This is a genomic window from Amorphus orientalis (assembly GCF_030814015.1).
GTDB lineage: Bacteria > Pseudomonadota > Alphaproteobacteria > Rhizobiales > Amorphaceae > Amorphus > Amorphus orientalis.
Genome location: NZ_JAUSUL010000001.1, coordinates 23,489 through 47,446 on the forward strand (window position 1 = coordinate 23,489; position 23,958 = coordinate 47,446).

The 23,958-nt window shown below is 67.4% G+C and carries 20 protein-coding genes and 1 tRNA gene; 9 read left to right on the forward strand and 12 right to left on the reverse strand.

The features are described 5' to 3' along the window. Positions 1-235: 235 nt before the first annotated feature. From proX to J2S73_RS00140, 8 genes are all read right to left on the reverse strand, one after another. Positions 236-1,261, reverse strand: a complete 1,026-nt coding sequence (gene proX / locus J2S73_RS00105; RefSeq protein ID WP_306883388.1) for a glycine betaine/L-proline ABC transporter substrate-binding protein ProX — start codon at positions 1,259-1,261, stop codon at positions 236-238. Between the two features lie 118 nt (positions 1,262-1,379). Beyond that, positions 1,380-2,591, reverse strand: coding sequence for a glycine betaine/L-proline ABC transporter permease ProW (gene proW, locus J2S73_RS00110; RefSeq protein WP_306883389.1), 1,212 nt, complete (start codon positions 2,589-2,591; stop codon positions 1,380-1,382). Beyond that, entirely contained in the window at positions 2,584-3,789 is a 1,206-nt protein-coding gene (gene proV / locus J2S73_RS00115) for a glycine betaine/L-proline ABC transporter ATP-binding protein ProV (RefSeq protein ID WP_306883390.1), read from the reverse strand. The genes proW and proV overlap by 8 nt, the downstream gene beginning before the upstream one ends. Positions 3,790-4,141: 352 nt before the next feature. Further along, positions 4,142-4,218 (reverse strand) — tRNA-Arg (locus J2S73_RS00120). 178 nt (positions 4,219-4,396) lie between these two features. After that, the gene (gene ftsY / locus J2S73_RS00125; protein WP_306883391.1) at positions 4,397-5,701 is read right to left on the reverse strand and encodes a signal recognition particle-docking protein FtsY; all 1,305 of its coding nucleotides are present in this window, start codon (positions 5,699-5,701) and stop codon (positions 4,397-4,399) included. Next, a complete protein-coding gene (mtaB, locus tag J2S73_RS00130) occupies positions 5,698-6,909 on the reverse strand; it encodes a tRNA (N(6)-L-threonylcarbamoyladenosine(37)-C(2))-methylthiotransferase MtaB (RefSeq protein ID WP_370874397.1) in 1,212 nt (403 codons plus the stop codon). Before mtaB ends, ftsY begins: the two co-directional genes overlap by 4 nt. A gap of 190 nt (positions 6,910-7,099) precedes the next feature. Continuing rightward, the gene (gene dapF, locus J2S73_RS00135) at positions 7,100-7,987 is read right to left on the reverse strand and encodes a diaminopimelate epimerase (RefSeq protein ID WP_306883392.1); all 888 of its coding nucleotides are present in this window, start codon (positions 7,985-7,987) and stop codon (positions 7,100-7,102) included. 21 nt (positions 7,988-8,008) lie between these two features. Next, positions 8,009-8,533, reverse strand: coding sequence for a L,D-transpeptidase family protein (locus tag J2S73_RS00140; RefSeq protein WP_306883393.1), 525 nt, complete (start codon positions 8,531-8,533; stop codon positions 8,009-8,011). Between the two features lie 221 nt (positions 8,534-8,754). Between J2S73_RS00140 and J2S73_RS00145 the strand changes: the two genes are divergently transcribed. Together J2S73_RS00145 and J2S73_RS00150 are read left to right on the forward strand one after the other, a co-directional pair. Next, on the forward strand, positions 8,755-9,465 hold the full coding sequence (locus J2S73_RS00145) for a response regulator transcription factor (protein WP_306883394.1): 711 nt from the start codon (positions 8,755-8,757) through the stop codon (positions 9,463-9,465). Beyond that, positions 9,462-9,947 carry a Crp/Fnr family transcriptional regulator gene (locus J2S73_RS00150; RefSeq protein ID WP_306883395.1) on the forward strand — a complete coding sequence of 162 codons (486 nt, stop codon included), beginning with the start codon at positions 9,462-9,464 and terminating at the stop codon, positions 9,945-9,947. Before J2S73_RS00145 ends, J2S73_RS00150 begins: the two co-directional genes overlap by 4 nt. A 322-nt stretch (positions 9,948-10,269) precedes the next feature. Here J2S73_RS00150 and J2S73_RS00155 read toward each other — a convergent pair whose 3' ends face one another. Then, positions 10,270-12,402: a putative bifunctional diguanylate cyclase/phosphodiesterase gene (locus tag J2S73_RS00155; RefSeq protein WP_306883396.1), complete on the reverse strand. Its 2,133-nt coding sequence runs from the start codon at positions 12,400-12,402 to the stop codon at positions 10,270-10,272. Positions 12,403-12,755: 353 nt separating this feature from the next. On the opposite strand from J2S73_RS00155, the gene J2S73_RS00160 reads away from it, so the two are divergent. From J2S73_RS00160 to J2S73_RS00175, 4 genes are all read left to right on the forward strand, one after another. Continuing rightward, positions 12,756-13,394 carry a class I SAM-dependent methyltransferase gene (locus tag J2S73_RS00160; RefSeq protein ID WP_306883397.1) on the forward strand — a complete coding sequence of 213 codons (639 nt, stop codon included), beginning with the start codon at positions 12,756-12,758 and terminating at the stop codon, positions 13,392-13,394. A gap of 144 nt (positions 13,395-13,538) precedes the next feature. Further along, on the forward strand, positions 13,539-14,477 hold the full coding sequence (locus J2S73_RS00165; RefSeq protein WP_306883398.1) for a DnaJ C-terminal domain-containing protein: 939 nt from the start codon (positions 13,539-13,541) through the stop codon (positions 14,475-14,477). After that, positions 14,474-14,806 (forward strand): chaperone modulator CbpM, encoded by a 333-nt coding sequence (locus J2S73_RS00170; protein WP_306883399.1) that lies wholly within the window; start codon positions 14,474-14,476, stop codon positions 14,804-14,806. The genes J2S73_RS00165 and J2S73_RS00170 overlap by 4 nt, the downstream gene beginning before the upstream one ends. Before the next feature lie 118 nt (positions 14,807-14,924). Beyond that, entirely contained in the window at positions 14,925-17,663 is a 2,739-nt protein-coding gene (locus tag J2S73_RS00175) for a cation-transporting P-type ATPase (protein WP_306883400.1), read from the forward strand. Positions 17,664-17,708: 45 nt separating this feature from the next. Here J2S73_RS00175 and J2S73_RS00180 read toward each other — a convergent pair whose 3' ends face one another. After that, the gene (locus tag J2S73_RS00180) at positions 17,709-19,196 is read right to left on the reverse strand and encodes a flavin-containing monooxygenase (RefSeq protein ID WP_306883401.1); all 1,488 of its coding nucleotides are present in this window, start codon (positions 19,194-19,196) and stop codon (positions 17,709-17,711) included. A gap of 37 nt (positions 19,197-19,233) precedes the next feature. Continuing rightward, positions 19,234-19,680 carry a cupin domain-containing protein gene (locus J2S73_RS00185; RefSeq protein ID WP_306883402.1) on the reverse strand — a complete coding sequence of 149 codons (447 nt, stop codon included), beginning with the start codon at positions 19,678-19,680 and terminating at the stop codon, positions 19,234-19,236. 138 nt (positions 19,681-19,818) lie between these two features. On the opposite strand from J2S73_RS00185, the gene J2S73_RS00190 reads away from it, so the two are divergent. Then, positions 19,819-20,823: an AraC family transcriptional regulator gene (locus J2S73_RS00190; RefSeq protein ID WP_306883403.1), complete on the forward strand. Its 1,005-nt coding sequence runs from the start codon at positions 19,819-19,821 to the stop codon at positions 20,821-20,823. Here J2S73_RS00190 and J2S73_RS00195 read toward each other — a convergent pair. Then, on the reverse strand, positions 20,820-21,407 hold the full coding sequence (locus tag J2S73_RS00195; protein WP_306883404.1) for a helix-turn-helix domain-containing protein: 588 nt from the start codon (positions 21,405-21,407) through the stop codon (positions 20,820-20,822). The two genes, J2S73_RS00190 and J2S73_RS00195, sit on opposite strands and share 4 nt — an antisense overlap. 117 nt (positions 21,408-21,524) lie before the next feature. Between J2S73_RS00195 and J2S73_RS00200 the strand changes: the two genes are divergently transcribed. Continuing rightward, positions 21,525-22,667, forward strand: coding sequence for an NAD(P)/FAD-dependent oxidoreductase (locus tag J2S73_RS00200; protein WP_306883405.1), 1,143 nt, complete (start codon positions 21,525-21,527; stop codon positions 22,665-22,667). Next, entirely contained in the window at positions 22,664-23,953 is a 1,290-nt protein-coding gene (locus J2S73_RS00205) for a TRAP transporter large permease (protein ID WP_306883406.1), read from the forward strand. The genes J2S73_RS00200 and J2S73_RS00205 overlap by 4 nt, the downstream gene beginning before the upstream one ends. Positions 23,954-23,958: the final 5 nt, after the last annotated feature.

The following is a 23,958-nucleotide window of genomic DNA, read 5'->3' on the forward strand; positions in this document are numbered from 1 at the left end:
CTGTAAAAGACGCGAATTAGTAAGCGCTAATCAGCGTGCCTTGCGTGAAGCTGGACTCCGACGACACTTTTAGTTGCAGGCGCAACGACCCATCCGCAGACTCAGAATTTGTGTGCACTGCACCAAGGGCACCCGCTCGCTCGGGATCGGCACTCTCGAACCATCGTCACCGGGACCTCCGGCCAAAAAAAAGCCGGCGTTGCCGCCGGCTTTTTCAGGTCATGCGATGCGCGGTTTACTGCGCTGCGGCACGCGCCTTGTCGAGCCACTGGTTCCAGGTGTCCTGGTGCGCATTGATCCAGGCGTCGGCGTGGCGCTCGATGTCGGCCTCGCTGTCCTGGCCCTGCTGCATCAGCAGGTTCTGGGCGCTGATGTCGTTGGCGGAGAGCTTCATGATGGAGAACAGCTCGGCCGCCGCCGGATTCTCTTCCGCCCACGCCTTGTTGGCGATGATGCGCTGATTGTTGGCCTGGAAGCCGTAGTTCGAGCCATCCGGAAGCGCCGTGTCCACGTCGGAACGCTCACCCGGCAGCGACGAGTACGGAACGTTCAGCCAGGTGACGTCCTTGCCCGGGACCATGACGCCCGACACCCAGTACGGGGTCCAGGTGTAGTAGAGCACCGGCTCGCCCTGCTCGTAGCGGGTGATCGTGTCGGCGATGATGGCGGAGTAGGAGCCCTGGTTGTGGGTGACCGTGTCGCGCAGGCCGAACTCGTCCAGCTGATGCTCGATCACCTTTTCGCAGCCCCAGCCCGGCGTGCAGCCGGCGAGATCCGCCTTGCCGTCGCCGTTGTTGTCGAAGAGCTTGGCGATCTCCGGATCCTTGAGCTGGCCGAGATTGGTAATGTTGTGCTCGTCGGCCGTCTTCTTGTCGATCAGGTAGCCCTGCAGCGCGCCCTGCGAGTAGACGCCCTCACGGTAGATCTTCTCGTCACCGCCGGCTTCCTCGAAGAAGTCGACGTGCAGCGGATCCCAGTGGTCCGCCATGAAGGTGCCGTCGCCATTGGCGATCGCCACGTGTCCGGCGGCGTACTCGAGCTCCTTGATGTCTTCCACGTCGTAGCCGAGTTCTTCGAGCGCCTTCATGACGAGGAGGGTCTGGAAGGTCTCCTCGGCGATGGATGACTTGAGCGGCACGACGTTGGCGCCTTCGCCCGGCTGCGCGTCCTGGGCGGTGGCGGCACCGGCGGAAAGAAGCGCGGCGATGCCGGCCGACGCGGCCAGGCTCCTGAGGGTCGTCTTGCGGATCGGCTTGGTCATGTCGATCTCCTTTGCAGTGGTGAAAGAGAGGGCCGCGCCCGGAAGGCGCGCCCTGCGAGTTCGGCGGAAGGCGACCCGTATGGCACGAGCGCACCCGGTCCGCAGAAACGGTGTCAGGTCAGGCCTTTTCCGGCGCACCCGCGGCGTCGGTGTTCGCATCGCCCTTGCGCACCAGCCGCTTCACGAGCCCCGCCGGGCCGGTGTCGTGCCAGGCGAGATTGCCGCGGTCGCGCTTGGACACGCCGAGCGACTGGGTCATCCGGTCGATGATGATCGCCAGGATGACGATGCCGATGCCGCCGATCGTCGCCAGCCCCATGTCGAGCCGGCCGATGCCACGCAGCACCATCTGGCCGAGACCGCCGACGGCGATCATGGACGCGATGACCACCATCGAGAGCGCGAGCATGAGCGTCTGGTTCAGACCGGCCATGATGGTCGGCATGGCGATCGGAAGCTGCACCTTGTAGAGCAGCTGCCGGTCGGACGCGCCGAACGAGCGGGCCGCCTCCACCAGATCGACCGGAACCTGGCGGATGCCCAGGTTGGTCAGGCGCACGATCGGCGCCAGCGCGAAGATGATGGTCACCACCACGCCCGGCACGTTGCCGATGCCGAACAGCATGACGATGGGAACGAGATAGACGAAGGCCGGCGTGGTCTGCATGGCGTCGAGGATCGGTCGCACCGACCGGGCCGCCCGGTCGTTGCGGGCGAGCCATATGCCCGTCGGCAGGCCGATCAGGGTGCAGAAGAAGACCGCCGTGATCACCAGAGACAGGGTGATCATCGCCTCCTCCCAGGCGCCGATCAGCCCGACGAAGATCATCGACACGACGGCCCCGATGCCGAGGCGCGGCCCGGCCGCCTGCCAGGCCAGAAGGCCGATGATGATCAGCATCACCAGCGCGGGCGTGCCCAGAAGGGCCGCATCGACCCCGGAGAGGACCCCGTCGATCGGCCAGCGGATCGCCTGGAACACGGGCCGCAGGTTGGCGACGACCCAGTCGAGGACGTTTTCCACCCAAACGTCCAGCGGAATGACCGCGTGGTCGAACGGATGCAGGATATCGAAGCTCTGCTCTTCGGCCGGGGCGGCCTGGGTCAGCCAGTCCGGCGTCGCATCGCTGGCCGGAGCCCCGCCGCCGGTGTCGGATCCACCGCCGCCCCAGGGGTTCGAGCCGGCGTCCGCGCCCGCGTCGCCGCCACCGGCGCCGGCCGGTGCTTCGGAACCGGTCCCCTCGCCACCGGAAGCCCACGGATTGGAGCTGTCCTGGGCGAGAACGATCGGGCCGGCGGCGCCGTCGTTGGTCATGGCATGTTCAGGCATCTTCGGTGCCCTCCTGGTCCAGGGCCTCGAGAAGAAGCGCGCGGGACAGGACGCCGAGATAGCGCCCCTGGTCGTCCACGACCGGGAGGCCGCACGGCGCCTGGGCAACAGTGCCGATGATGGAGCCGATCTTGGTGTCGGCCTCGATCGGCGTCACCTCCGGCAGGAAGGCGTTCTGGATCCGCGGCTCGGATTTCTTGAGCTCGGCCTCCAGCGACGCCACGGATACCACGCCGTGGAAATGCTGTTTCTTGTCGACGACGTAGGCAAAGTCCCGGTCCGCGTCGGCGATCCGCTGCAGCACGCTGCGCAGGTTGCCTTCGCGCTCGACCACCGTCACCTGCCGCTTCCGCGCCACGTCGCGCGCGGTCAGGACGCTGGAGACGTTCACGCCGCGGAAGAACGACTTCACGTAGTCGTTGGCCGGGTTGTTGAGGATCTCGTCCGGCGTCCCGACCTGAACGACCTCGCCGCCCTCCATGATCGCGATCCGGTCGCCGATGCGCATCGCCTCGTCGAGATCGTGGGAAATGAAGACGACGGTGCGCTGGTGTTCGGCCTGCAGCGTCAGGAGTTCGTCCTGCATCTCGCTCCGGATCAGCGGATCGAGCGCGGAGAAGGCCTCGTCCATGAGCAGGATCGTCGGGTCGTTGGCGAGCGCACGGGCCAGACCCACGCGCTGCTGCATGCCGCCGGAGAGTTCGTTGGGATAGCTGTTCTCGTTGGCCGCGAGCCCGACCTGAGCGAGCGCGGCCCGGGCGCGCTCGTTGCGCTGGCCCATGGGGACGCCCGACAGCTCCAGACCGAAGGCGGCGTTCTGAAGCACCGTCAGGTGCGGCAGGAGCGCGAAGGACTGGAACACCATCGCGATGTGCTTGCGGCGGAACTCCTGCAGTTCGGTCTCCGACATCGCGGCGATGTCACTGCCGTTGGCGATGATCTGGCCGGCCGACGGGGTGATCAGGCGGTTCAGCATCCGCACCAGCGTCGACTTGCCGGAGCCGGACAGGCCCATGACGACAAAGATTTCGCCTTCGCGGACAGTGAAATTGGCGGCGCTGACGCCCAGCACCATACCCGTCTTCTCGAAGATTTCGTCTTTGCTGAGGCCCTGCTCGCGCAGTTTGATCGCTTCCTTCGGATCATCTCCGAAGACTTTATACAGATCTTTTACGACGAGCGCGTCGCTCTCACCCAAGTGGTTGATCCTCACGTATACGCGTTATGGCTGCTGCCGGATCGGCACCGGGAAAAAGCCGCAAAATAGGCCGATTTGTCAACCGCTCGATTATGAAATGTGAACCGAAAGGGAAACTCAGGGACAACGTAGACTTTCGGATTACATCGGCCAACGCCGGCAGATCCGAAAGGTTCCTGATCCGAAGCCAATTTCCGGCTTTTGCCGCGCGTCACGGGTGAGACACCGGCTCCACCCCTGCAGGTCCGGACACGAGCGACGAAGCGACGCAGCATGCGCTGCAAGCACGCAACCGGCCTCGAACCGGCCAATTGCGGCAGCCGGTCGGACGGGTCTCGGACATGTCAGGGTATGGCGCACCCGATAGGATTCGAACCTATGACCTCTGCCTTCGGAGGGCAGCGCTCTATCCAGCTGAGCTACGGGTGCCCGGCGCGGAAATAGATCCCGCGCTTCGCAAGTGCCACGCGGCAAATCACGCGCGAGCCCCTTCCATATAAGAAGCCGACGCAGGCATCAACGCCATGCTGGCCCGAACCGCCGATTTCTGTCGGAAGGTCGCCGGATGCCGTTTCCACCAGAACCCATCAGCGTGGGTGGAACGGCCCTAGCCGCCCTCGGGCCGGCCGGCGATCGCGGTGGCGAAATCGTCGGCGGAGAACGGCGCCAGGTCGTCGACCCCCTCGCCAACGCCGACGAAATGGACCGGCAGCTGGTGCCGCGCGGAGATCGCCACCAGGATGCCGCCGCGGGCCGTGCCGTCCAGCTTGGTCATGACGAGCCCGGTCACGCCCACCGCCTTGGAAAAGATCTCCACCTGGTTGAGCGCGTTCTGCCCGGTGGTGGCGTCAAGCACCAGAAGCACGGCGTGGGGCGCGTCCGGCACCTTCTTCTTGATGACGCGGACGACCTTCTCCAGCTCGGCCATCAGCTCGGTGCGGTTCTGCAGACGTCCGGCGGTGTCGATCAGGAGCGCGTCGGCACCCGCGGCGGCCGCGTCCTCGAGTGCGTCGTAGACGAGGCCGGCCGCATCGGATCCGGTCTCCCGGGCGACCACGTGGCTCTTCGTCCGCTCGCCCCAGATCTTGAGTTGCTCGACGGCGGCGGCGCGGAAGGTGTCGCCGGCGGCAAGCACCACCTTTCGCCCGTCGCGGACCAGCTTGGCTGCGATCTTGCCGATGGTGGTGGTCTTGCCGGTGCCGTTGACGCCCACCACCAGCACCACGAACGGCTTTTTGGTCCGATCGAGTTCGAACGGCTTCTCGACCGGCTCGAGCACCCGGGCGACTTCCTCGGCGAGGATCCTGCGCAGGGCGTCCGGCTCGATTCCCTTCTGGTAACGCGATTCCGACAGGCGGTCGGTCACGGCCATGGCCGTCTCGACGCCGAGGTCCGCCTGGATCAGGACGTCCTCCAGATCCTGCAGCGTCTCCGAATCCAGCTTGCGCTTGGTGAAGAGGCCGGTGACCCCTTCCGTCAGCGACGACGAGGTCCGGTCCAGCCCGCTCATCAGGCGACGGAAGAAGCCGGCCTTGGTTTCCGGTTCGGCGGGCGTCAGGACGTCTTCGGGCTCGGGGTCCGGATCCGCTTCCGTGCTCTCGCCGACGCGCGTCTCGATCGGGTCCGGGCCTTCGCTAGCCGTGGCGGGAGGGTCCGCCGGGGCTTCGCGCTCCGCGTCCACCGGCTCGGGCGCTGCCTCGGGCTCGAAGCCGGACGTGACCGGTTCGACGATCGCGTCGTCCGGGTCGGGGCCGCGCGGCTCTTCCCCGGAAGGCTCGCCCCCGGACGGATCCTCGGTTTCGATCGCGGCTGCCGCATCTTCCGGCGCTTCGGTTTCGGGCGCAGGCTCCTGGTCCTCGGCGCGCCGGCCGAACATGCGGCGCCAGAGGCCGCCCTTCTGGTCGCTGCTCATGCCGCCTCCGCCATCGGCTCGCCCACGAGCGCGCCATCCCGGGCCGCAACCATGCGCGCGGCAATGAGGTCGCCCGCCCGACCGGGCAGGCTGACCGGAGTGAAGCCTTCGGTCCGGCCGAGCCCGTCGCGTTCGACCAGCACCTGGCGCACGCGCCCGATCTCCGTCGCCAGGTGGGCGGCAAAAGCGCGCTCGCCCTCCGCGCGCAGTCGCGCCGCGCGATCCTTCACCAGCTGGCGGGACAGCTGGGGCATGCGGGCCGCCGGCGTTCCGGGCCGGGGCGAGAAGGGGAAGACGTGCAAATGGGTCAGCCCGCAATCGGCGACCAGCGCCAGGGTGTTGTCGAACATCGCGTCGGTTTCGGTCGGGAAGCCGGAGATCAGATCGGCGCCGAACACCACGTCGGGACGCAGCGCGCGGACATCGGCGCAGAACCGGATCGCATCGTCGCGCAGGTGCCGGCGCTTCATCCGCTTGAGGATCATGTCGTCGCCGGCCTGGAGCGACAGATGAAAGTGGCCGAGCAGGCGGGGCTCGCCCGCGATCGCCTCCATCAGTGCCGGATCGACCTCGATGGAATCGATCGACGACAGCCGCAGCCGTGGCAGATCCGGCACCAGCTTCAGGATGCGCTGGACCAGATCGCCGAGCTTCGGTGTGCCGGGCAGGTCCGGGCCGTAGCTGGTCAGGTCGACGCCGGTCAGCACGACCTCCCGATAGCCATTGTCGGTAAGGCGGCGGACCTGGTCGACGATCGCGCCCATCGGCACCGAGCGCGAATTGCCGCGTCCATAGGGAATGATGCAGAAGGTGCAGCGGTGGTCGCAGCCGTTCTGAACCTGGACGAAGGCCCGGGCCCGGCCCTCCAGGCCGTCGACCAGATGGCCGGCCGTCTCGCGCACGCTCATGATGTCGTTGACGCGCACCCGCTCGCCGGCATCGACCCCGAAGCGGGCGAGATCGCGCCAGGTCTCCGGTTCCGTCTTGGCGTCGTTGCCGAGCACCAGATCGACGGCATCGAGCCCCGCGAACGTCTCCGGCTCGGTCTGCGCCGCACACCCGGTCACCACGATCTTCGCGCCGGGGCGTTCCCGGCGGAGCCGGCGCACGGTCTGGCGCGCCTGACGCACGGCCTCGCTGGTGACGGCGCACGTGTTCACCACGACCAGATCGGAATGGCCGGCCGCCTCGGCCCCGCGGCGGATCATCTCCGATTCCAGAGTGTTCAGCCGGCAGCCGAGCGTCACCACGTCGACACCGGCGGTCGGCCGGGCCGGCGGGTCGCTCTCAGGCGCCTCGATGGCTGTGGTCGGAACGGTCAAACCCTGATCTCTCGTTTCGGCCGACTGCAATGGGCGAGCGGCTCGACTAGTGGTCTCGACGGCGGCTTGCGTCGTGTCAACCCGCGGCGGCCGGCTCGGGGGTCCCGTCGAAAACGAAGGTGCCGGCCACGGGATCGAGCGCGCCGGTGAAATCGGTGGCGACAGGGCCGGCCATCAGGATGGACCGGTCATCGCCGATCGCGATCTCCAGATCGCCGCCCGGCAGGCCGATCGTGACCTGGCGTCCGGTCCGTCCCGTGTGCGCAGCCAATGCCGCGGTGGCGCAGGCCGCGGTGCCGCAGGCGCGCGTCAGACCCGCGCCGCGCTCCCAGACGCGGACATCGATACGGGCGCGGTCGACGACGTGAGCGAGCGTCGCGTTGATACGGTTGGGAAAAAGCGCGTCGTGCTCGATCTCGGGTCCGAGCCGGGCAAGGTCGATCGCGTCCGGATCCTCGACCCAGTACACGATATGGGGATTGCCGACATTCGCCACCGATCCCGGACCGAGGCCTGCGGCCTCCGCCGCGGCGACCCCGCCGACCGCCATGGTGTCGTCCACCGGGCGGGCGAGCGGAATGTCCTGCCAGCCGAAGCGGGCGTGGCCCATGTCAACCGCCACGATGCCGTCGTCCCGCCTGCGGGCCGACAGGCGGCCGCCGAGCGTGTTGATCGACAGGGATGCCGCGCCGGTCTCGGCGAACAGCCGGTCGGCGATGCACCGGGCCGCATTTCCGCAGGCCTCGACCTCGCCGCCATCGGCGTTGGCGATCCGCATGAACACGTCCGCCCCGGCCGGATCCGGCTCCAGGGTGACCACCTGATCGAAGCCGATGCCGCCGGCCCGTGGAGAAAGCCGGCGGATCGCGTCGGCGGTCAGTCCCGTCGGCACGGTCCGTCCGTCGACCACGAGAATGTCGTTGCCGAGGCCGTTCATCTTCACGAAGGGGATCGAGGCGGTCATGGGTCGCGTCCTGTTTCCCGGCTATATGGCCGATCTCGTGCGCCGGAAAAAGGGGCGCGCGCGCCGGCGCCGCACGGGACGGGCCACGGCGTCGATGTCGATCGGCCGGTTGCGGACGAGATGTGCCCCCAGCCGCCGCCAGGTTTCGCGGGGCAGGGCGACGCAGCCGGCCGTCGGCGTCAGCCCTTCCCGGCTGCAATGCAGAAACACCGCGCTGCCGTGCCGGCGAACCCTGGGCGTCCGGTTGTGGTCGGTGATCACGACGACGTCATAGAGATGGTCGGTCCGCATCAAGCGTTCGTGCGACAGCGTCTGGGGCAGCCGGACGAACAGGTTGTAGAGGGCGGAGCCGGGATCGTCGGACCAGCCGTCGTCGGCACGGGTCGCGCGGATCGGTAGATCGCCCGCCGGCGGGGCCACCCGGTCGGCGCGGAAAAGCGCCGCCTTCAGCCAAAATCGACCGATCGGCGTGGCACCGTCTCCCTCGCGCTTCCGCACCGCAAGTCCGCCGCTGCCGAGGGCGCACGGAAGGGTCCTCCCGTCCACCGACAGGAGTCCCTGGGTGGTCGTTCCGGGACGCCGACGCACCAGGATCGGCTGCGCCGGCCGCTTCTTTCTGGCCCGCGACCGGAGCCCGGGTACGACGGGTGCCCCTACCGGGCCTTGACTTGTGCGACGCACGTTGTCCTTTCGCATATTAGGACTTGCATAGGCCTATGCCTCTCTTGATGATTCGTTGGGCATGCCGGCGCACCAGAGGACGTTCGATGACCGCCCGCAAGATACTGATCGTCGACGATGACGAGGACCTCCGGGAGGGCCTCGCCGAGCAACTCGCCCTTTACGACGAGTTCCAGATTTTCACGGCCGCCAACGCTACTGCGGGAATCGAAACCGCAAAAGAGGAGCGCGCCGACGTCGTCCTGATGGATGTCGGCCTGCCCGACATCGACGGGCGCGAAGCGGTGAAGCTGCTGCGCAAATCCGGCTTCAAGGCGCCGATCATCGTGCTGACCGCCCAAGAGGGGGATTCCGACACGATCCTCGGGCTCGAGGCGGGTGCCAACGACTATGTCACCAAGCCGTTCAAGTTCGCGGTGCTCCTGGCCCGGATCCGTGCCCATCTGCGCCAGTACGAGCAGAGCGAGGACGCGACTTTCGCGATCGGGCGCTACAGCTTCCGGCCCGCCGCCAAGCTGCTCGTCGACGAGCGCGGCTCGAAGGTGCGGCTGACCGAAAAGGAAACCGCGATCCTCAAATATCTCTACCGGGCCGGCCAGCGTTCGGTGACGCGGGACGTACTGCTGCACGAGGTCTGGGGCTACAACTCCGGCGTCACCACCCACACGCTGGAGACCCACATCTACCGGCTCCGCCAGAAGATCGAGCGCGATCCGTCAAACGCCGAGCTGCTGGTCACAGAGGGCGGGGGCTACAAGCTTGTCCCGCAACCGGGCGGCGAGGCAAGCGCCGTATGAGCCTGTCCCGCGACATCGCGGTGATGCGCAAGACACCCATGCTCGCGGGGCTTGAGGAAGAGCACCTGCGCCTGCTCGCCTTCTCCAGCGAAACCCGGCATCTCGGTCCGGGCGAGGTGCTGTTCGAGATGAATTCCGCTGCACCGGGGGCGGGCGTCGTGGCCAGCGGCGCCATTGCCGTGACGGATCCCGGCAGCACCCGCCCGCGCCGCGACGCGCTCGGTCCCGGCGGGATGATCAACGGTGTGTCGCTGCTTCTGGAGAACCGCCCCAGCGTGCGCGCGGTGGCAACGGCGCCCTCGGAAGTGATCCTCCTGGGCCGCGCCCAGTTCCGCCGCATCCTGATCGAGTACCCGGAGACAGCCCGCGACCTCCAGGAGCGCCTGTCGCGCAATCTCATGGCCATGACCCAGGATCTCGACGCCGTCAGCACCCGCCTCTCGGAGGTCGACCGGCTCTTGAACGGCGGTCGGGACGAGTAGAGGCACCGGATCGCCGGCTCCCGTTTTCCCGGGATCCGTCTTTTCCAGCGCAAATCCCGGACGGAAAACCGGTTCCCACTTTTCCTGGGATTTGTCTTTTCCTGCGCAACGCCCGGGCGGAAAACCACTACGCACTTTTCCTGGCGTTGCTGGTCAGCGCGCGACCGCGCGCCGGCCGATCAAGAGGCGCGGAGCGAAGCGACCGGGACACCAAAAACGGCCGCCCTCGCGGAGCCACGAGCGAAGCGAGTTGGCGTGAGCGCTACTCTTTCAACGCAAATCCCGGACGGAAAACCGGTTCCCACTTTTCCTGGGATTTGCGTCAGCAGCTCGGGTTGGCCGGCTTGCCCGTATGGGACAGCAGATGCGGGCTCACCTCGTAACCGCTGCGCAGGCCGGACCGGTTGAGATCGATGAAGTCCGAAAACGTCATCGGCCGAGCCAGAAAATTACCCTGGGCATGCCGGACGCCGAGCTGGCGAAGCGCGCGCACCTGATCCTCGCGTTCCACGCATTCGGCGACCACATCGATCCCGAGCGACGAACAGATCCGCAGAATCCCGTCCACAATCGCGAGCTTCTGGGAATCGATATTGATGTCGTCGACCAGCTTCCGGTCGATCTTCACCTGGCGCACCGAATAGGAGTTGATGTGGATCAGCGAGGAAAAGCTGTTGCCGAAATCGTCGAACGCGAAGCCGAGCCCCTTCTCGGCCAGATCGGCGAGACTGTCCGCGACCTGGAAGTGATCCCGTTCGACGACGGCGTCCTCGGAAATCTCGAGAATGAAATCGGAGAAGCCAATCTCGTCGTCGTTCAGGCTGGCCGCCACCAGCGCGACGAACTCCGGATTGCGCACCTGACTGCGTGAGACGTTCAGCGAAAACGGCACGGAGTCGGAGAACTCCGCCTTGTAGGCGGCCATGTCGGCGGCAGCCTGGCGAAGGATTCCGGCGCCCACCAGCGGCGCGGTCTCGTAGTCGTTGATGGCGGCGATGAACGACGCCGCCTCCAGGGTCCCCTCGGCCCGTCGCCAGCGCGCGAGAACTTCCGCACCGACGATCGCCCCGGTCTCCAGGTCGAACAGCGGCTGGTAGAACGGAACGATCAGATCGGCCTCGAGTGCCTGCCGGACGTCCCGTAGCAGCTCGTCCCGGGCCTGCAGCTCATAGCCGAAGCGGGACTCGTAAAGCGTCATCCGCCGGTCGTGATTGTTTTTGGTCCGGAACAAGGCAATGTCGGCGTTCCGGTAGAGATCCTCGCCGCTCTCGCCGTGGGTCGGGAACAACGCAACCCCCATGCTCATGCGCACCGGAATGACCGTGCCGCGATAGTCGAACTTGAAGTCCGTCGCCTGGCTGAGCCGTTCCAGTGGCGGATAGACATCGCCCTCGCCCCTGAGATCGCCGAGGATGACCGCGAACTCGTCACCTCCCAGGCGCGCGATGGAATCGGTGGCGCGAATGGTGTCGAGCAGCACGTCGGAGATGTGCTTGAGCAGCAGGTCGCCGGCCTCGTGGCCGTAGACGTCGTTGACCATCTTGAAGTTGTCGACGTCGAAGATGACGAGCCCGATTTCCTCGTCGAACCGTTTTGCGTGTTCGATTGCCCGGCTGAGGCGATCCTGGAACAGCATGCGGTTCGGCAATCCCGTCAGCGGATCGTGGTTGGCCGTCCACCACAGCCGGCGCTCGGCTTCCTTTTCTTCCGTCACGTCCTGGATGACACCGAACAGGGAGGCGGTTCCGCCGTCGACCTGCTCCGGCTCCGCCATCACGCGGACGAACTTGCGCGTCCCGGACGCGGTCTCGGCCGGCATCGCCAGCGTAAAGCCGGCGCCGGTTTGCATGGCTTCCTCGAACTTGCCGCGGAGGTTGGCCTGCGCCTCCTTGGGATAGAAGCTCAAGGCCCGTTCCAGCGAGATCGGGTCGCCGGGCTTCAGATCGAAGATGCGGTAGACCTCGTCGGACCAGGTGAGGGCCCGGGAGTCCAGGTCCAGTTGCCACCGCCCGGTCCGCGACATCGTTTCGAACCGGGTCATCACCGAAACGGTGCGCTGCAGGGCCCCGATTTCCTGAACTTTGCCAACCACCTGACGTACGAGGGCGCCGATGCTCGGCAACGCCCGCTCGAGGCTGTTCCCGGCATCCTCCGCATCGCCGTCGACGGCGATCCGGACCGAAGCGCCCTCATCGGTCAGCTGCATGTCGCTCACCAGAAGGGAGCCGTCCGCTGCCGCCTCTTCCGGGGCCTCGGGCTTCAGGACAAGCGCCGCTTCGATTTTGCCGGCGACTTGCGGATTGTCGGCATTCACACCGACCCAGACACGACCTTCCGCGGCAAGAGCAATTCCCGCGCCTGCTCCGCCCAGAACAGAACGGAGAACGGCAGCGACGGACTCCAGCTCGCCGAGTTCTTTCGGCGCGTCAGCTAGGTCACCCTTTGCATGTGTCATAAGCGGGTCGCTAATGGTCTGTCAGGTGGGCAATCGAAAGCAGCAGCACTTCCAAGCGAAGCCGGACCCCTATATGTGCCGATATCATATCCGCCGCAGAGTCCGGTCGCCTACGGTCAACCGCCTGTTCGCGGAGGCCGTGCGCTTCCATTCGAATGTACGAATATGGCGGCAATTTATGAAAAATGGAACAGGCCATCCGTGAAAAATCATGTCTAGAAGCGCTTTTTTTTGCCTCTCGCGCAAGCAGCATTACGTATTTGTAAGCTTCGATCCTGTCCTCGAAAGTCGAAACATTGATCAGTGAACCGGATACCCAGGTCTGTCCCATCTGCCAGGGAACCCGATTTGTATTGGGCCCCAAGGAAAGGCTGTCACCCGACGGGTCGCCGCCGCGCTGCGCCGACTGCGGGTCGCTGGAGCGGCACCGCGCCTATCGTACGGCTTTCCAGGCGCTCGATCCGGCTCGGTTTTCGGCGCTGTCCGCCCTCCAGTTCAGCCCGGACAAGGTCGTGGAGCCCGACTGGTTTGTCGCCCATGAAATTTCGGAGTTCGGAACGGAAACCGAGCTGGATCTCCAGGCGATCGAACGGCCCGACGACTGCTACGACGTGATCGTGGTGAACCACGTTCTGGAACACGTGGAAGACGACATCGCCGCCGTTGCCGAGCTGCACCGGGTCGTCCGGGAAGAGGGCTTCGTCTTTCTCTCCGTGCCCGATCCCGCCCGCGTCGAGGCGACCCGCGAATATGGCCGCGCCCGGGAGGACAAGCACGGCCACTGGCGCATCTACGGTCCCGACGTCGTCGACCGGTTCGCCCGGGCGGCCCCCGAAGGCCTGGTCGTCGAACTGCATCCGGTGGACCCTGTCACCCTGGCCCCCGACACCGCTTTTGTCCTCACGCAATCGCCCGCGGTGGCGAACGACACGGTCGACCGTCTGGCCGCAGCCGGCATCCCGAGCCGCCTGATCCGGTCTCAGGCGGCCTGAGCGGAAACCAGGCGTATCGGCGCTCCGGCGCGTCCTGCGGCGCCGTCGCCGCACGCACCCTCTGGACGAAGGCCCGCCCGATCTCCTAACTGACCCCTTAAGTGACGGCAGCATCCGGCCGGCCATTTTTGGGAAGGTGAGCCCGTGGCAGACAATCCCTACGAGGTTCTCGGCGTCGCTCCGGACGCGAGCCAGGACGAGATCCGCAAGGCCTATCGAAAGCTCGCGAAGCAGTTTCACCCGGATCTCAACCCGGGCAACGCCGCCGCGGCCGACCGCTTCAAGGCGGTGGCGAGCGCCTATGACATAGTCGGCGACCCGGACAAGCGCGGCCGCTTCGATCGCGGCGAGATCGACGCCAGCGGCGACGAGCGGCCCCAGCACCAGTATTACCGCGACTTCGCCGATCAGGGTGCAGGGCATCACTACGCCTCGTCGGCCGGCTACGACGATCTCGGCGACATGTCGGACTTCTTTTCCGACATCTTCGGCCGCCGCGCCCAGGCGGGAGGAGGAGCCGGCGGGGGCCGCGTGCGCATGCCCGGGCCGGACGTGCGCTATCATCTGGAGATCGATTTCCTGGAGGCCGTGTCCGGCGCGACCAAGCGGGTCACCATGCCGGACGGCAAGACCCTCGATATCGCAGTTCCGGAGGGCCTGCGCGACGGACAGACGATCCGCCTGAAAGGCCAGGGCGGACCCGGCTTTGGCGGCGGCCCTGCCGGCGACGCCTATGTCGAGATCAGCGTCCGGCCGCATCCGCAGTTCGAGCGCCAGGGGGACGACATCGTCCTGACCCTGCCGATCTCCCTCGACGAGGCCGTGCTCGGCGCCAGGGTCGAGGTGCCGACGACGACTGGCCGGGTGACGATGACGGTCCCGAAGGGGGCGAGCGGCGGACAGACGCTCCGGCTGCGCGGCAAGGGGATCAAGCGGCGCCAGGGCGGCGGCCACGGCGATCAGCTCGTCCGCCTCCAGGTGCGCCTGCCGGAGACGATCGACGACGAGCTCGCCGCCTTCATGGAACGCTGGCGCGAGGGCCACGGCTACAATCCCCGCAAGTCGATGGAGGCGGGCCGATGAGCTATACCGAGGATCAGGTCGTCGCCACGGTGGAGACCCTGTCCGTCGAGCGGCTGCGCCGCTGGGTGGCGGAAGGATGGATCATCCCGGCCACCGGCGAGGCGGTGCTCACCTTCACCGAGATCGACGTCGCCCGGGTGCGGCTGGTGTGTCACCTGACCGACGAGCTGGACGTGGGCGAAGAGGCGGTCCCCGTCATCCTGTCGCTTCTGGACCAGGTCCACGGCCTGAGGGGCGAACTCAAGCGGCTGGCCGGCGCGATTGAACGGCAGCCGGAGACGGTCCGGGACGCCATTCGGCGTGAGCTTGAGCCGGACCGGACCGGCTGAACGGCGTTCCGTCTCCGCCCGTCCGCCTGCGGCATTTGCCACCTATCCGATCTGAGCGCTTTTCATCCCGTCTTCGCAGATGCAGCATACGCATCGACGGTCCCTCGAAAGCAGATCCATGACGTCGCACACACCTCACGAGCAAGGCCGTACACACGGCGCGCGCGCCGCGCCGGATGCCGCCAACTGGCACGCGCTGGCCGTCGAAGAGACGCTGACCCGTCTGTCGTCCTCCCGCGCCGGTCTCGATGCGGACGAAGCCGCGCGCCGCCTGGCGGAGGTCGGTCCGAACCGTCTCCCCGAAGCACGCCAGCGCAGCACACTGGTCCGCTTCCTGCTCCAGTTCCACAATCTCCTGATCTACGTGCTTCTGGCCGCCGGGGTCGTCTCCGCCTTGATCGGCCACGGCACCGACGCCGGCGTGATCTTCGCGGTGGTGGTCATCAACGCCGTCATCGGCTTCGTCCAGGAAGGCCGGGCCGAACGGGCGCTGGACGCGATCCGGAGCATGATCGACCCGCACGCCTCCGTCCTGCGCGGCGGGCAGCGGCTCAGTATCGCCGCCGACGAGATCGTGCCGGGTGACATCGTCCTTCTGGAGGCCGGCGACCGGGTCCCGGCCGACCTCAGGCTGATCCGGGCCCGCAACCTGAGGATCGACGAGGCCGCGCTGACGGGCGAGTCGGTGCCCGTCGACAAGACCACCGAAGCCGTCGACGCCTCCGCCGCTCTCGGCGACCGGCTGGACCTTGCCTTTTCCGGAACCTTCGTCACCGCCGGCTCCGGCATCGGCGTGACGGTGGCAACGGGTGCGACGACGGAGCTCGGGCGCATCAGTGCGATGATCGGCGCCGTGGAACAGCTCGCCACGCCGCTGATCCGGCAGATGGACCAGTTCGCCCGCCAGATCACGCTCGCCGTTCTGGGGGTCTCGGCGCTGGTGTTCGCCTACGCCGTCTATGTCATCACCTACGGCCTCGACGACGCCTTCATGGCCGTCGTCGGCCTGGCCGTCGCGGCGATCCCGGAAGGCCTGCCGGCCGTCATGACGATCACGCTTGCCGTCGGCGTGCAGCGGATGGCCCGGCGCAACGCCATCATCCGGCGGCTGCCGGCCGTCGAAACGCTGGGCTCGGTCTCCGTCATCTGTTCCGACAAGACCGGCACCCTCACCCGCAACGAGATGACCGTCCGCGACGTGGTCACCGCCGAAGAGCGCTTCACGGTCGAGGGCACCGGCTATGCCCCGCACGGCGGCATTGTGGTCGGCGGTATCTCCATCGACCCGCCCACCTTCCGGGTGCTGGAGGAACTCGCACTCGCCGGCCTCCTGTGCAACGACGCGCATCTGCGGGAAGGCGAGGCCGGCTGGCAGGTCGTCGGCGATCCGATGGAAGGCGCGCTCGTGGCGCTCGCCGCCAAGGCCGGGCACCAGCCCGACGCCGCCCGGGCCGAGATTGCCCGCCTCGACGAGATCCCCTTCGATTCCCGTCACCGCTACATGGCGACCCTGAACCGGCGGGAGGGATACGAGCCGACCATCTACGTGAAGGGGGCGCCGGAGCGGCTTCTGGAGATGTGCGACAGCGCCGCCAGCCCGGAAGGCCCGCGTCCGATCGACCGGGAGTACTGGGAGGCGCGGCTCGCGGACCTCGCCGCCGACGGCGAGCGGGTCCTGGCGCTCGCCCGAACCGTCGCACCGGCCGGCACCAGCGACATCGCACCGGAGAGCGTCGAACGGGACCTCTGCCTGCTGGGCTTCGTCGGCCTGATCGATCCGCCCCGGGAGGAGGCTGTCGCGGCGATCGAGGAGTGCCGGCGCGCCGGCATTTCGGTCAAGATGATCACCGGCGACCATGCCGCCACAGCGCGCGCGATCGCGACCCAGCTCGGCCTTGCCGAGGATCCGCGCACCGTCACCGGCCGCGACCTGGACGGGCTCGACGACGGCGCCTTCGCCGCGGAGGCGCGTCAGGCGTCAGTCTTCGCCCGCACCAGTCCGGAGCACAAGCTGCGCCTCGTGCAGGCCCTGCAGGCGGACGGCTCCACCATCGCCATGACCGGCGACGGCGTGAACGACGCTCCGGCCCTGAAGCGCGCCGATGTCGGCGTGGCCATGGGCAACAAGGGGACGGAGGCGGCGAAGGAGGCGAGCGAAATGGTGCTCGCCGACGACAACTTCGCCTCGATCGTGGCCGCCGTACGCGAAGGCCGGACCGTCTACGACAATCTCACCAAGGTGATCGCCTGGACGCTGCCGACCAACGGCGGCGAGGCGATGACCATCATTCTCGCCATCCTGTTCGGGCTGACCCTGCCGGTGACCCCGGTCCAGATCCTCTGGATCAACATGATCACGGCCGTCGCCCTCGGTCTGACGCTCGCCTTCGAACCGACGGAGGCCGGCGCCATGTCGCGCCCCGCGCGCGCCGCGGGCCAGCGGCTGATCTCCGGACGGCTCCTGTGGCGGATCCTGTTCGTCTCCGGGCTGATGGTCGCCGGCGGTTTCGGCATCTACACCTGGGCGACCCTCAACGGCCACGACGTGGAAACCGCCCGCACCATGGTCGTCAACACCATGGTGGTGATGGAGATCTTCTATCTGTTCTCGGTGCGCTACGTCCACGGCGCCTCGATCACGCTGGAAGGCGTGCTCGGTACCCGCGCGGTGCTGATCGGGGTCGCGATCGTGGTGGTCGGCCAGTTCGCATTCACCTATCTGCCGCCGCTGCAGGCCGTGTTCGACAGCCGGCCTATCGGCCTCGCCGACGGCGCGCTCATCATCGCCATCGGGATCGCGCTGCTGGCGATCGTGGAGCTGGAAAAGCGGATCGCGGCCCGGATCTCCCGACCCTGACGCGGACAGTCACCGGCCGGGAACCCGACCCGGCCGGCACCAGATCTACTGCACCCTGTACTGGGGTGCCGACGCCAGGAAGTCGCCGTAGGCGGACGCGTTCGGATAGGAGAACTGCTCGGCGATCGGATTGGACCGCTTGCGCTTGCTGGCTCCGATATCGGCCAGAACCTCGTCGAAATGGCGGAAGTGGAACGGCGCCGAGCACAGGCCGCCATAGACCTGAGCCGCCGGCCGTTCGGCACGGCGCCAGGCGAGGTTGGCCTCGATGTCCGCCTCCATTTCCGCCCGGGTCGGCTGATGGGCCAGCTGGCCATCGGCGTAGCGCACCAGCCAGTTGGCGATCATCTCCGCCGACAGCACGCTGCAGAAGGACGAATTGAAGCCGACGAAGCCCATCTCCGGCAGGTCCGGGTTCACCGACAGCCGGTAGACCCGGTACTGGCCGTCCGCCTCGATCAGCTTCTCCCGATAGGCGGGATCGAGATAGGGCACGCCCAGCTTCCAGCCGACCGCCAGTACCACGATGTCCGCCTTCACCCGGTCGCCCGTGGTCAGCACCGCCGTGTCGACCTCGTAGCGATCGATCGTCCCGCGCACCGGCACCACCGACCCGTCCTTGAACGCTTCGAACAGGCCGGGCGTCACGATCGGCAGCGAACAGGACACCGCCTTCTCGATCGGGGTGTCGGGCACCATGTCCCACTTCTTCAGCCCGAGCTGCAGCTTGAGCAGCGTTTCCAGGCCCCGGAAGTTGGCCCAGACCAGCGGCTTGGTGGCGGCGGCGAGCGCCCGGGCCAGTGGCCCCCGGCCCCAGCCGTTGAACTGGCTCTCCTGCGCCCGCATGTAGAGCAGCCGCTTGAAGTTGATGCCGCCCACGAAATAGGGCACCCGCCAGACATTCTCGCGATAGACGAGCGTGACGGCTTCCGCGCCGTTCTGCGCCGCGTTCACGGCGATGTCGGTGCCCGACTTGGACGCGCCGAGCACGATCACCCGCTTGCCGCGCACGATCTCCGGATCGGTGTATTCCGAGGAGTGCATCACCTTGCCGCCGGCCGCCACGAAGTCGTCCTGGCCGGGATGGGAGATGATGTTCTTGTCGGAAAACTGTCCGGTCCCGATCGCGACGAAATCGAAGTCTTCCGAGCGCTCCCCGTCGGGACCCTGAAGCGTCAGCGTCCAGCCCGGCTTGCCGTCCGCCCGGCGGGTCATCGACGCCACGTTGGTGTTGAGATGAAAGAGCGGCTTCAGATCGTGCTTGTCGGCATAGGAATGCAGATAGGCATGCACCTGCGGCCCTTTCGGCCACTCCGGATAGTCATCCGGCATCGGATGGTCGGTAAAACGGTACAGATCCTTGGGCGATTGGGTCTGCACGCCCGGATAGGAGCGCGACGGCTCCCAGACCCCGCCGATGTCGTGGCTGCGCTCGAAGGCGTGGACCTCGTGGCCCCGCTCCTTGAACGCCTTGGCGGACGCAAGTCCGCTCACGCCGCCGCCGATCACGGCGACCTTCTTTTTCGTCACCATGTCCTGTCCTCCGTCTGCGCTGCGCTGGGCCGGGTGCTCAGGCGGCGTCGGGCGGCGGAAGGAAGTCGACGTCGTGCTCGGCGGAAATGCGCACGAGCTCGGCCGGGTCGGTCACGTTATCGAGCTTGGTGAACAGCTCGTAGAGCCGGCCGGCGGGGGCGACCCCGAAGATGCAGGTCGCGGTGGCGCCGGAGCGGTTGAAGATCCCGTGCGCCTCGTTCTGCGGCATGCGCACCGTGTCGCCGGCCTTGGCGACGTGCTTGTCCGGGCCGAACTCGAGCTCGAGCTCTCCGTCCAGAACCACAATCCATTCGTCCTGGGTCGTGTGAATGTGCGGCGGCACGAAGGTTCCGTCCGGGATGACCGCGTGCCACACGAACGCGTTGTCCGACAGAAGCTTCGGCGTGTAGGTGTGACCGACCACGTTCCACGCGGTGTCGTTCAGCCCGTCGGGGGCTTTGGTAACGCCTGCTTGCAGTTTCATGGATGAAGGCTCCCCTTTTTGGTTGTGGGTCGAACCTAACGGCGCAATGCGCGCGCCCGGTATCCGGAAAACGAATCAATCCGCACGTGCAGCTGCGGCCGCTTGACACGCCGCTGGCCAGCTCCGCATGATTTTTGCATGGCAACGACCGAGATCAGGCCCGGACCTGTCCCGCTTGGTGCGTTTCCGCACTTTGCGAGCAGCGATCTCGACGAGGCGCGCAGCTTCGTCGCCCGGACCTTCTGCGATCACAGCCTCGGCCAGACCCGCGCTGACGAGCGCCTGGACGCCTGCCACAATCACGTACGCGGCCAGACCCTGTCCCTGAACTACATCCGCTACGGCGCCGACGTTTCGATCGAGCCGGGCGAGCTGGGATCGTTCTACCTGATCCAGATTCCGATCCGCGGCGAGGCAACCATCCGGCACGGAGGGCAGAACCTCGAGGCCACGCCGCGGCGGGCCAGCCTGCTCAACGCCGACCGTCACACCGCCATGCGCTGGCATTCCGGCTGCGAGAAGATCCTGATCCAGATCGACAAGGCGGCCCTGACCGGCCTGGTCGAGACGCTGTCCGGTCACGCCCTGGCAGGTTCCGTCCTGTTCGATCCCGAGCTGGATTTCACGCGGCCCGGCATGGGCCTCTGGGGACGCCGGGTGCGCGCCCTGTTCCAGGCCGCCGACCGGGGCGAAGCGTTCACCGGTCCGGGCGATCCCTGGCAGCGGATGCGCGAGGAAGAGCTGATGGGCGCGCTGCTCGCTCTCCAGCCCAGCAACGTGCGCCACCTGATCGACACGCCCGGCGACCGGCTGCATCCGCGCCACGTCAAGCGCGCCCTCGCCTATATGCGGGCCAACCTGGACCAGCCGCTGTCCCTCGGCGATATCGCTGCGTCAGCCGGCGTGACGGGACGCACCCTGCAGCTCGCCTTTCGCGACGCCTTCGCCATGACGCCGCTCCAGGTGCTCAGGCGCGAGCGGCTGAAGCAGGTCAGGTCCGCGCTCCTGACGCGACCCCCGGAGACCCCGATCGCCGACATCGCCACCCGGTGGGGATTTTCGCACATGGGCCGGTTCTCCGACCTCTATCGCCGGGAATATGGCTGTCTGCCGAGCGAGACCCGGCCGCTGGACCGGGCCTAGGGCGCGTCGACGTTGGCGCAGACGACAAGAATGCGGGCCGGCTCGGATCCGGCGGATGCGTACAGGTGGCCGCGATTGCTGTCGAAATAGACGCTGTCGCCGGCCTCGAGCACCAGCGGCGGCCGGTCTTCGAAGGTGACGGTCAGCCGGCCCTCCAGCACCATCACGAATTCCTCGCCGCTGTGGCTGACGAACCGATCGAAGTTCATGCGTTCCGACGGCTGCAGGGTGCCCAGCATGGGCACCATCGCCTTGTTCCACACGTCGGCGAACAGCATTTCGTAGACGTAGTTTTCGGTCACATGTTCGGCGAACTCGCCGCTGCGGGCGACGGCGACCTGGCCCGGCTGGAACCGGCTGCCTTCTTCTGAGAAAAGCTCGGCGACGTCGACGCCGAGACCATCGGCAAGCTGAGCAAACCGGTCGTAGGTCAGCGCCATCAGACCGCGCTCGACTTTGGAAACCGTGGACACGGCGAGGCCGGAGCGGGCGGCCACCTCGACAAGAGTGAGCCCCTGGGCATGACGAAGCGCCCGCAGCCGCTCTCCCATGCGGACACGGCGGGCGTCCGCTACCGATTTCACGCTTGCCGTCTCAACCATCCTTCGGTTCTAGCGGGTGCGGGACCGGCCCGTCCATCACGATTTTCCGATTGGAAAAATTCCTTTTCCGATCGGAAAAAGCTTTGTTAGGCTGATCGGATGATTGAGCCGTCCAAGTCCGCCGATATCGCCGTGATCGGTGCCGGGATCGCCGGCGCTTCTGTTGCCGCCGAGCTGTCCGCGACGCAGCGCGTGGTGCTGATCGAGCGCGAGGGACAGCCCGGCTACCATACCACCGGCCGGTCCGCGGCGCTGTTCACGGAAACCTATGGTCCGCCGGCGATCCGGGCTTTGAGCCGGGCCTCGGCTCCGTTCTTCGATGCCCCGCCCGGGGGCTTTTCCGACCATCCCCTGCTCACGCCTCGCGGCGTCCTGATGATCGCCCGCAAGGACCAGCTCGCGAGCCTCGACCGTCTCATCGCGGAGGTGGCGCCGCTGGGCGACGTGCGCCGGCTGAGCGCCGAGGAGACCCGCGCCATGGCCCCGCTTCTGCGCGCCGACTATGTCGCGGCCGCGATGCACGAGCCGGGCGCCCGCGACATCGACGTCCATGCGCTTCATCACGGCTACCTGCGCTGGTTCCGCGCCCATGGCGGCGATCTCCTGACCGATGCGGACGTGCGGGCGCTGACACGGGACGGTGCCGGCTGGCGGATCGAGACCAGCCGCGGCGAGGTCCGGGCGGACGTGGTCGTCAATGCGTCCGGCGCCTGGGCCGATCAGATCGCCGGGCTCGCCGGGGCCGCGCCGGTCGGCCTCGTCCCGAAGCGGCGCACCGCCCTGACCGTCGCCGCACCGGAGGGCTCCGACCCCAATCCCTGGCCGATGGTGGTGGACGTCGACGAGGACTTCTACCTTAAGCCCGACGCCGGCCGCCTCCTGATTTCGCCGGCCGACGAGACACCGTCGCCGCCCTGCGACGCCCAGCCCGACGAATACGATGTCGCCCTGTGCGTCGACCGCGTCGAGACCGCGTTCGATCTGTCTGTCCGGCGCATCGAGAGCCGATGGGCGGGGCTCAGGAGCTTCGTCGCCGACAAGACGCCGGTGGTGGGCTTCGATCCGCACGTACCGGGCTTTTTCTGGCTCGCCGGTCAGGGCGGATACGGCATCCAGTCGGCCCCTGCCCTGGCCCGGCTTGCCGCTTCGGTGCTGCAGGGGCGGCCCATCCCCGCCGACATCGCCGATCAGGGCGTCACCGAGGCCGACCTGCGGCCCGAACGGCTGGACCTGGCGGCATGATCGCGCTGGTCCCGGTCGCGGCGGTCGTCTTTCTCGCCTCGGGACTGGCGATCGCCTACGTGATCGGCGGCTCTGCCGTGCTTGCCTTCCTGGCGGTGGAGAAGGGGCGCTATCTCGCGATCCTGCCGCAGCAGATCTTCTCCAAGATCGACGTCTTCGCGCTGATGGCGATGCCGCTGTTCATCCTGGCCGGCGAGATCATGAACCGGGGCGGCGTGACCCGCGCCCTGATCGACCTGTCGATGGCGCTGGTCGGCCGGCTGCGGGGCGGTCTCGGCCACGTCAACATCATGACCAGCGTCTTCTTCGCCGGCATTTCCGGGTCGGCCGTCGCCGATGCCGCAGCCCTCTCCAACACGCTGGTGCCGGCCATGCGCGAGCGCGGCTATTCCGACACCTATGCCAGCGCCATCACCGCGGCCTCCTCGATCATCGGACCCATCGTGCCGCCGTCGATCATCCTGATCTTCTACGGCGCGCTGATGCAGACCTCGGTGACCGCGCTCTTTCTCGCCGGCATCCTGCCCGGGCTGCTGCTGGCGTGCGCCCTGTTCGCCGTGAACGCGTTCTTTGCCTGGAAGGACAACCACCCGCGCATGGAGGCCCACGAGGCGCCGCCGCTCGGCCGCACGGTCCTGCGGTCCGCGCCGGCGCTGCTCCTGCCGCTGATCATCGTCGGCGGCATCGTGCTGGGCTGGATGACGCCGACGGAGGCCGCCGCCGTCGCCGTGTTCGTCGCCCTCGCCGCGACACGGGCCTATGACGGGCTGTCGTTTCCGGAACTCGCCGCGGGACTGCGGCGCACGGTGACCCTGTCCGGTTCGATCTTCATGATCATCACCGCGGTCGCCGCCCTCGGCTATCTCGGCGCGCTGGAACGTCTGCCCCAGGCGATCTCGTCCGGCGTGACCGAGCTTGGGCTCGGGCCGGTCGAGTACATGCTCCTGATCAATGTGCTCTTCATCCTGGCCGGAATGGTGCTCGACGTGCCGGTGGCGCTGGCGCTTCTGGTCCCGCTGCTTGCGCCGGTCGCGCTCGAACAGGGGGCCGATCCGGTCCATCTCGGCATCGTGCTCTGCTTCAATCTGTGCATCGGGCTGGTCTCGCCGCCGCTCGGCGGTTGTCTGCTCGTGGTCGCAGCGGTGACGAAGACCAGCTACTGGCGCCTGGCCCGCGCCGTGCTGCCCTTCGTCCTGGTGGAGATCGTGGTGCTCGGTGTGTTGATCGCGGTGCCGGAGATCAGTCTCGCGATACCGCGGGCGTTCGGAGTTATCGGCGGCGGATGAGGAGC

Excerpts from the sequence above, each read along its gene's own strand:
- proX (WP_306883388.1), bottom strand. The coding sequence starts at position 1,261 with ATGACCAAGCCGATCCGCAAGACGACCCTCAGGAGCCTGGCCGCGTCG.
- proW (WP_306883389.1), bottom strand. The coding sequence starts at position 2,591 with ATGCCTGAACATGCCATGACCAACGACGGCGCCGCCGGCCCGATCGTT.
- ftsY (WP_306883391.1), bottom strand. The coding sequence starts at position 5,701 with ATGAGCAGCGACCAGAAGGGCGGCCTCTGGCGCCGCATGTTCGGCCGG.
- mtaB (WP_370874397.1), bottom strand. The coding sequence starts at position 6,909 with ATGATCCGCCGCGGGGCCGAGGCGGCCGGCCATTCCGATCTGGTCGTG.
- dapF (WP_306883392.1), bottom strand. The coding sequence starts at position 7,987 with ATGACCGCCTCGATCCCCTTCGTGAAGATGAACGGCCTCGGCAACGAC.
- J2S73_RS00145 (WP_306883394.1), top strand. The coding sequence starts at position 8,755 with ATGACCGCCCGCAAGATACTGATCGTCGACGATGACGAGGACCTCCGG.
- J2S73_RS00150 (WP_306883395.1), top strand. The coding sequence starts at position 9,462 with ATGAGCCTGTCCCGCGACATCGCGGTGATGCGCAAGACACCCATGCTC.
- J2S73_RS00155 (WP_306883396.1), bottom strand. The coding sequence starts at position 12,402 with ATGACACATGCAAAGGGTGACCTAGCTGACGCGCCGAAAGAACTCGGC.
- J2S73_RS00170 (WP_306883399.1), top strand. The coding sequence starts at position 14,474 with ATGAGCTATACCGAGGATCAGGTCGTCGCCACGGTGGAGACCCTGTCC.
- J2S73_RS00175 (WP_306883400.1), top strand. The coding sequence starts at position 14,925 with ATGACGTCGCACACACCTCACGAGCAAGGCCGTACACACGGCGCGCGC.
- J2S73_RS00180 (WP_306883401.1), bottom strand. The coding sequence starts at position 19,196 with ATGGTGACGAAAAAGAAGGTCGCCGTGATCGGCGGCGGCGTGAGCGGA.
- J2S73_RS00185 (WP_306883402.1), bottom strand. The coding sequence starts at position 19,680 with ATGAAACTGCAAGCAGGCGTTACCAAAGCCCCCGACGGGCTGAACGAC.
- J2S73_RS00190 (WP_306883403.1), top strand. The coding sequence starts at position 19,819 with ATGGCAACGACCGAGATCAGGCCCGGACCTGTCCCGCTTGGTGCGTTT.
- J2S73_RS00200 (WP_306883405.1), top strand. The coding sequence starts at position 21,525 with ATGATTGAGCCGTCCAAGTCCGCCGATATCGCCGTGATCGGTGCCGGG.
- J2S73_RS00205 (WP_306883406.1), top strand. The coding sequence starts at position 22,664 with ATGATCGCGCTGGTCCCGGTCGCGGCGGTCGTCTTTCTCGCCTCGGGA.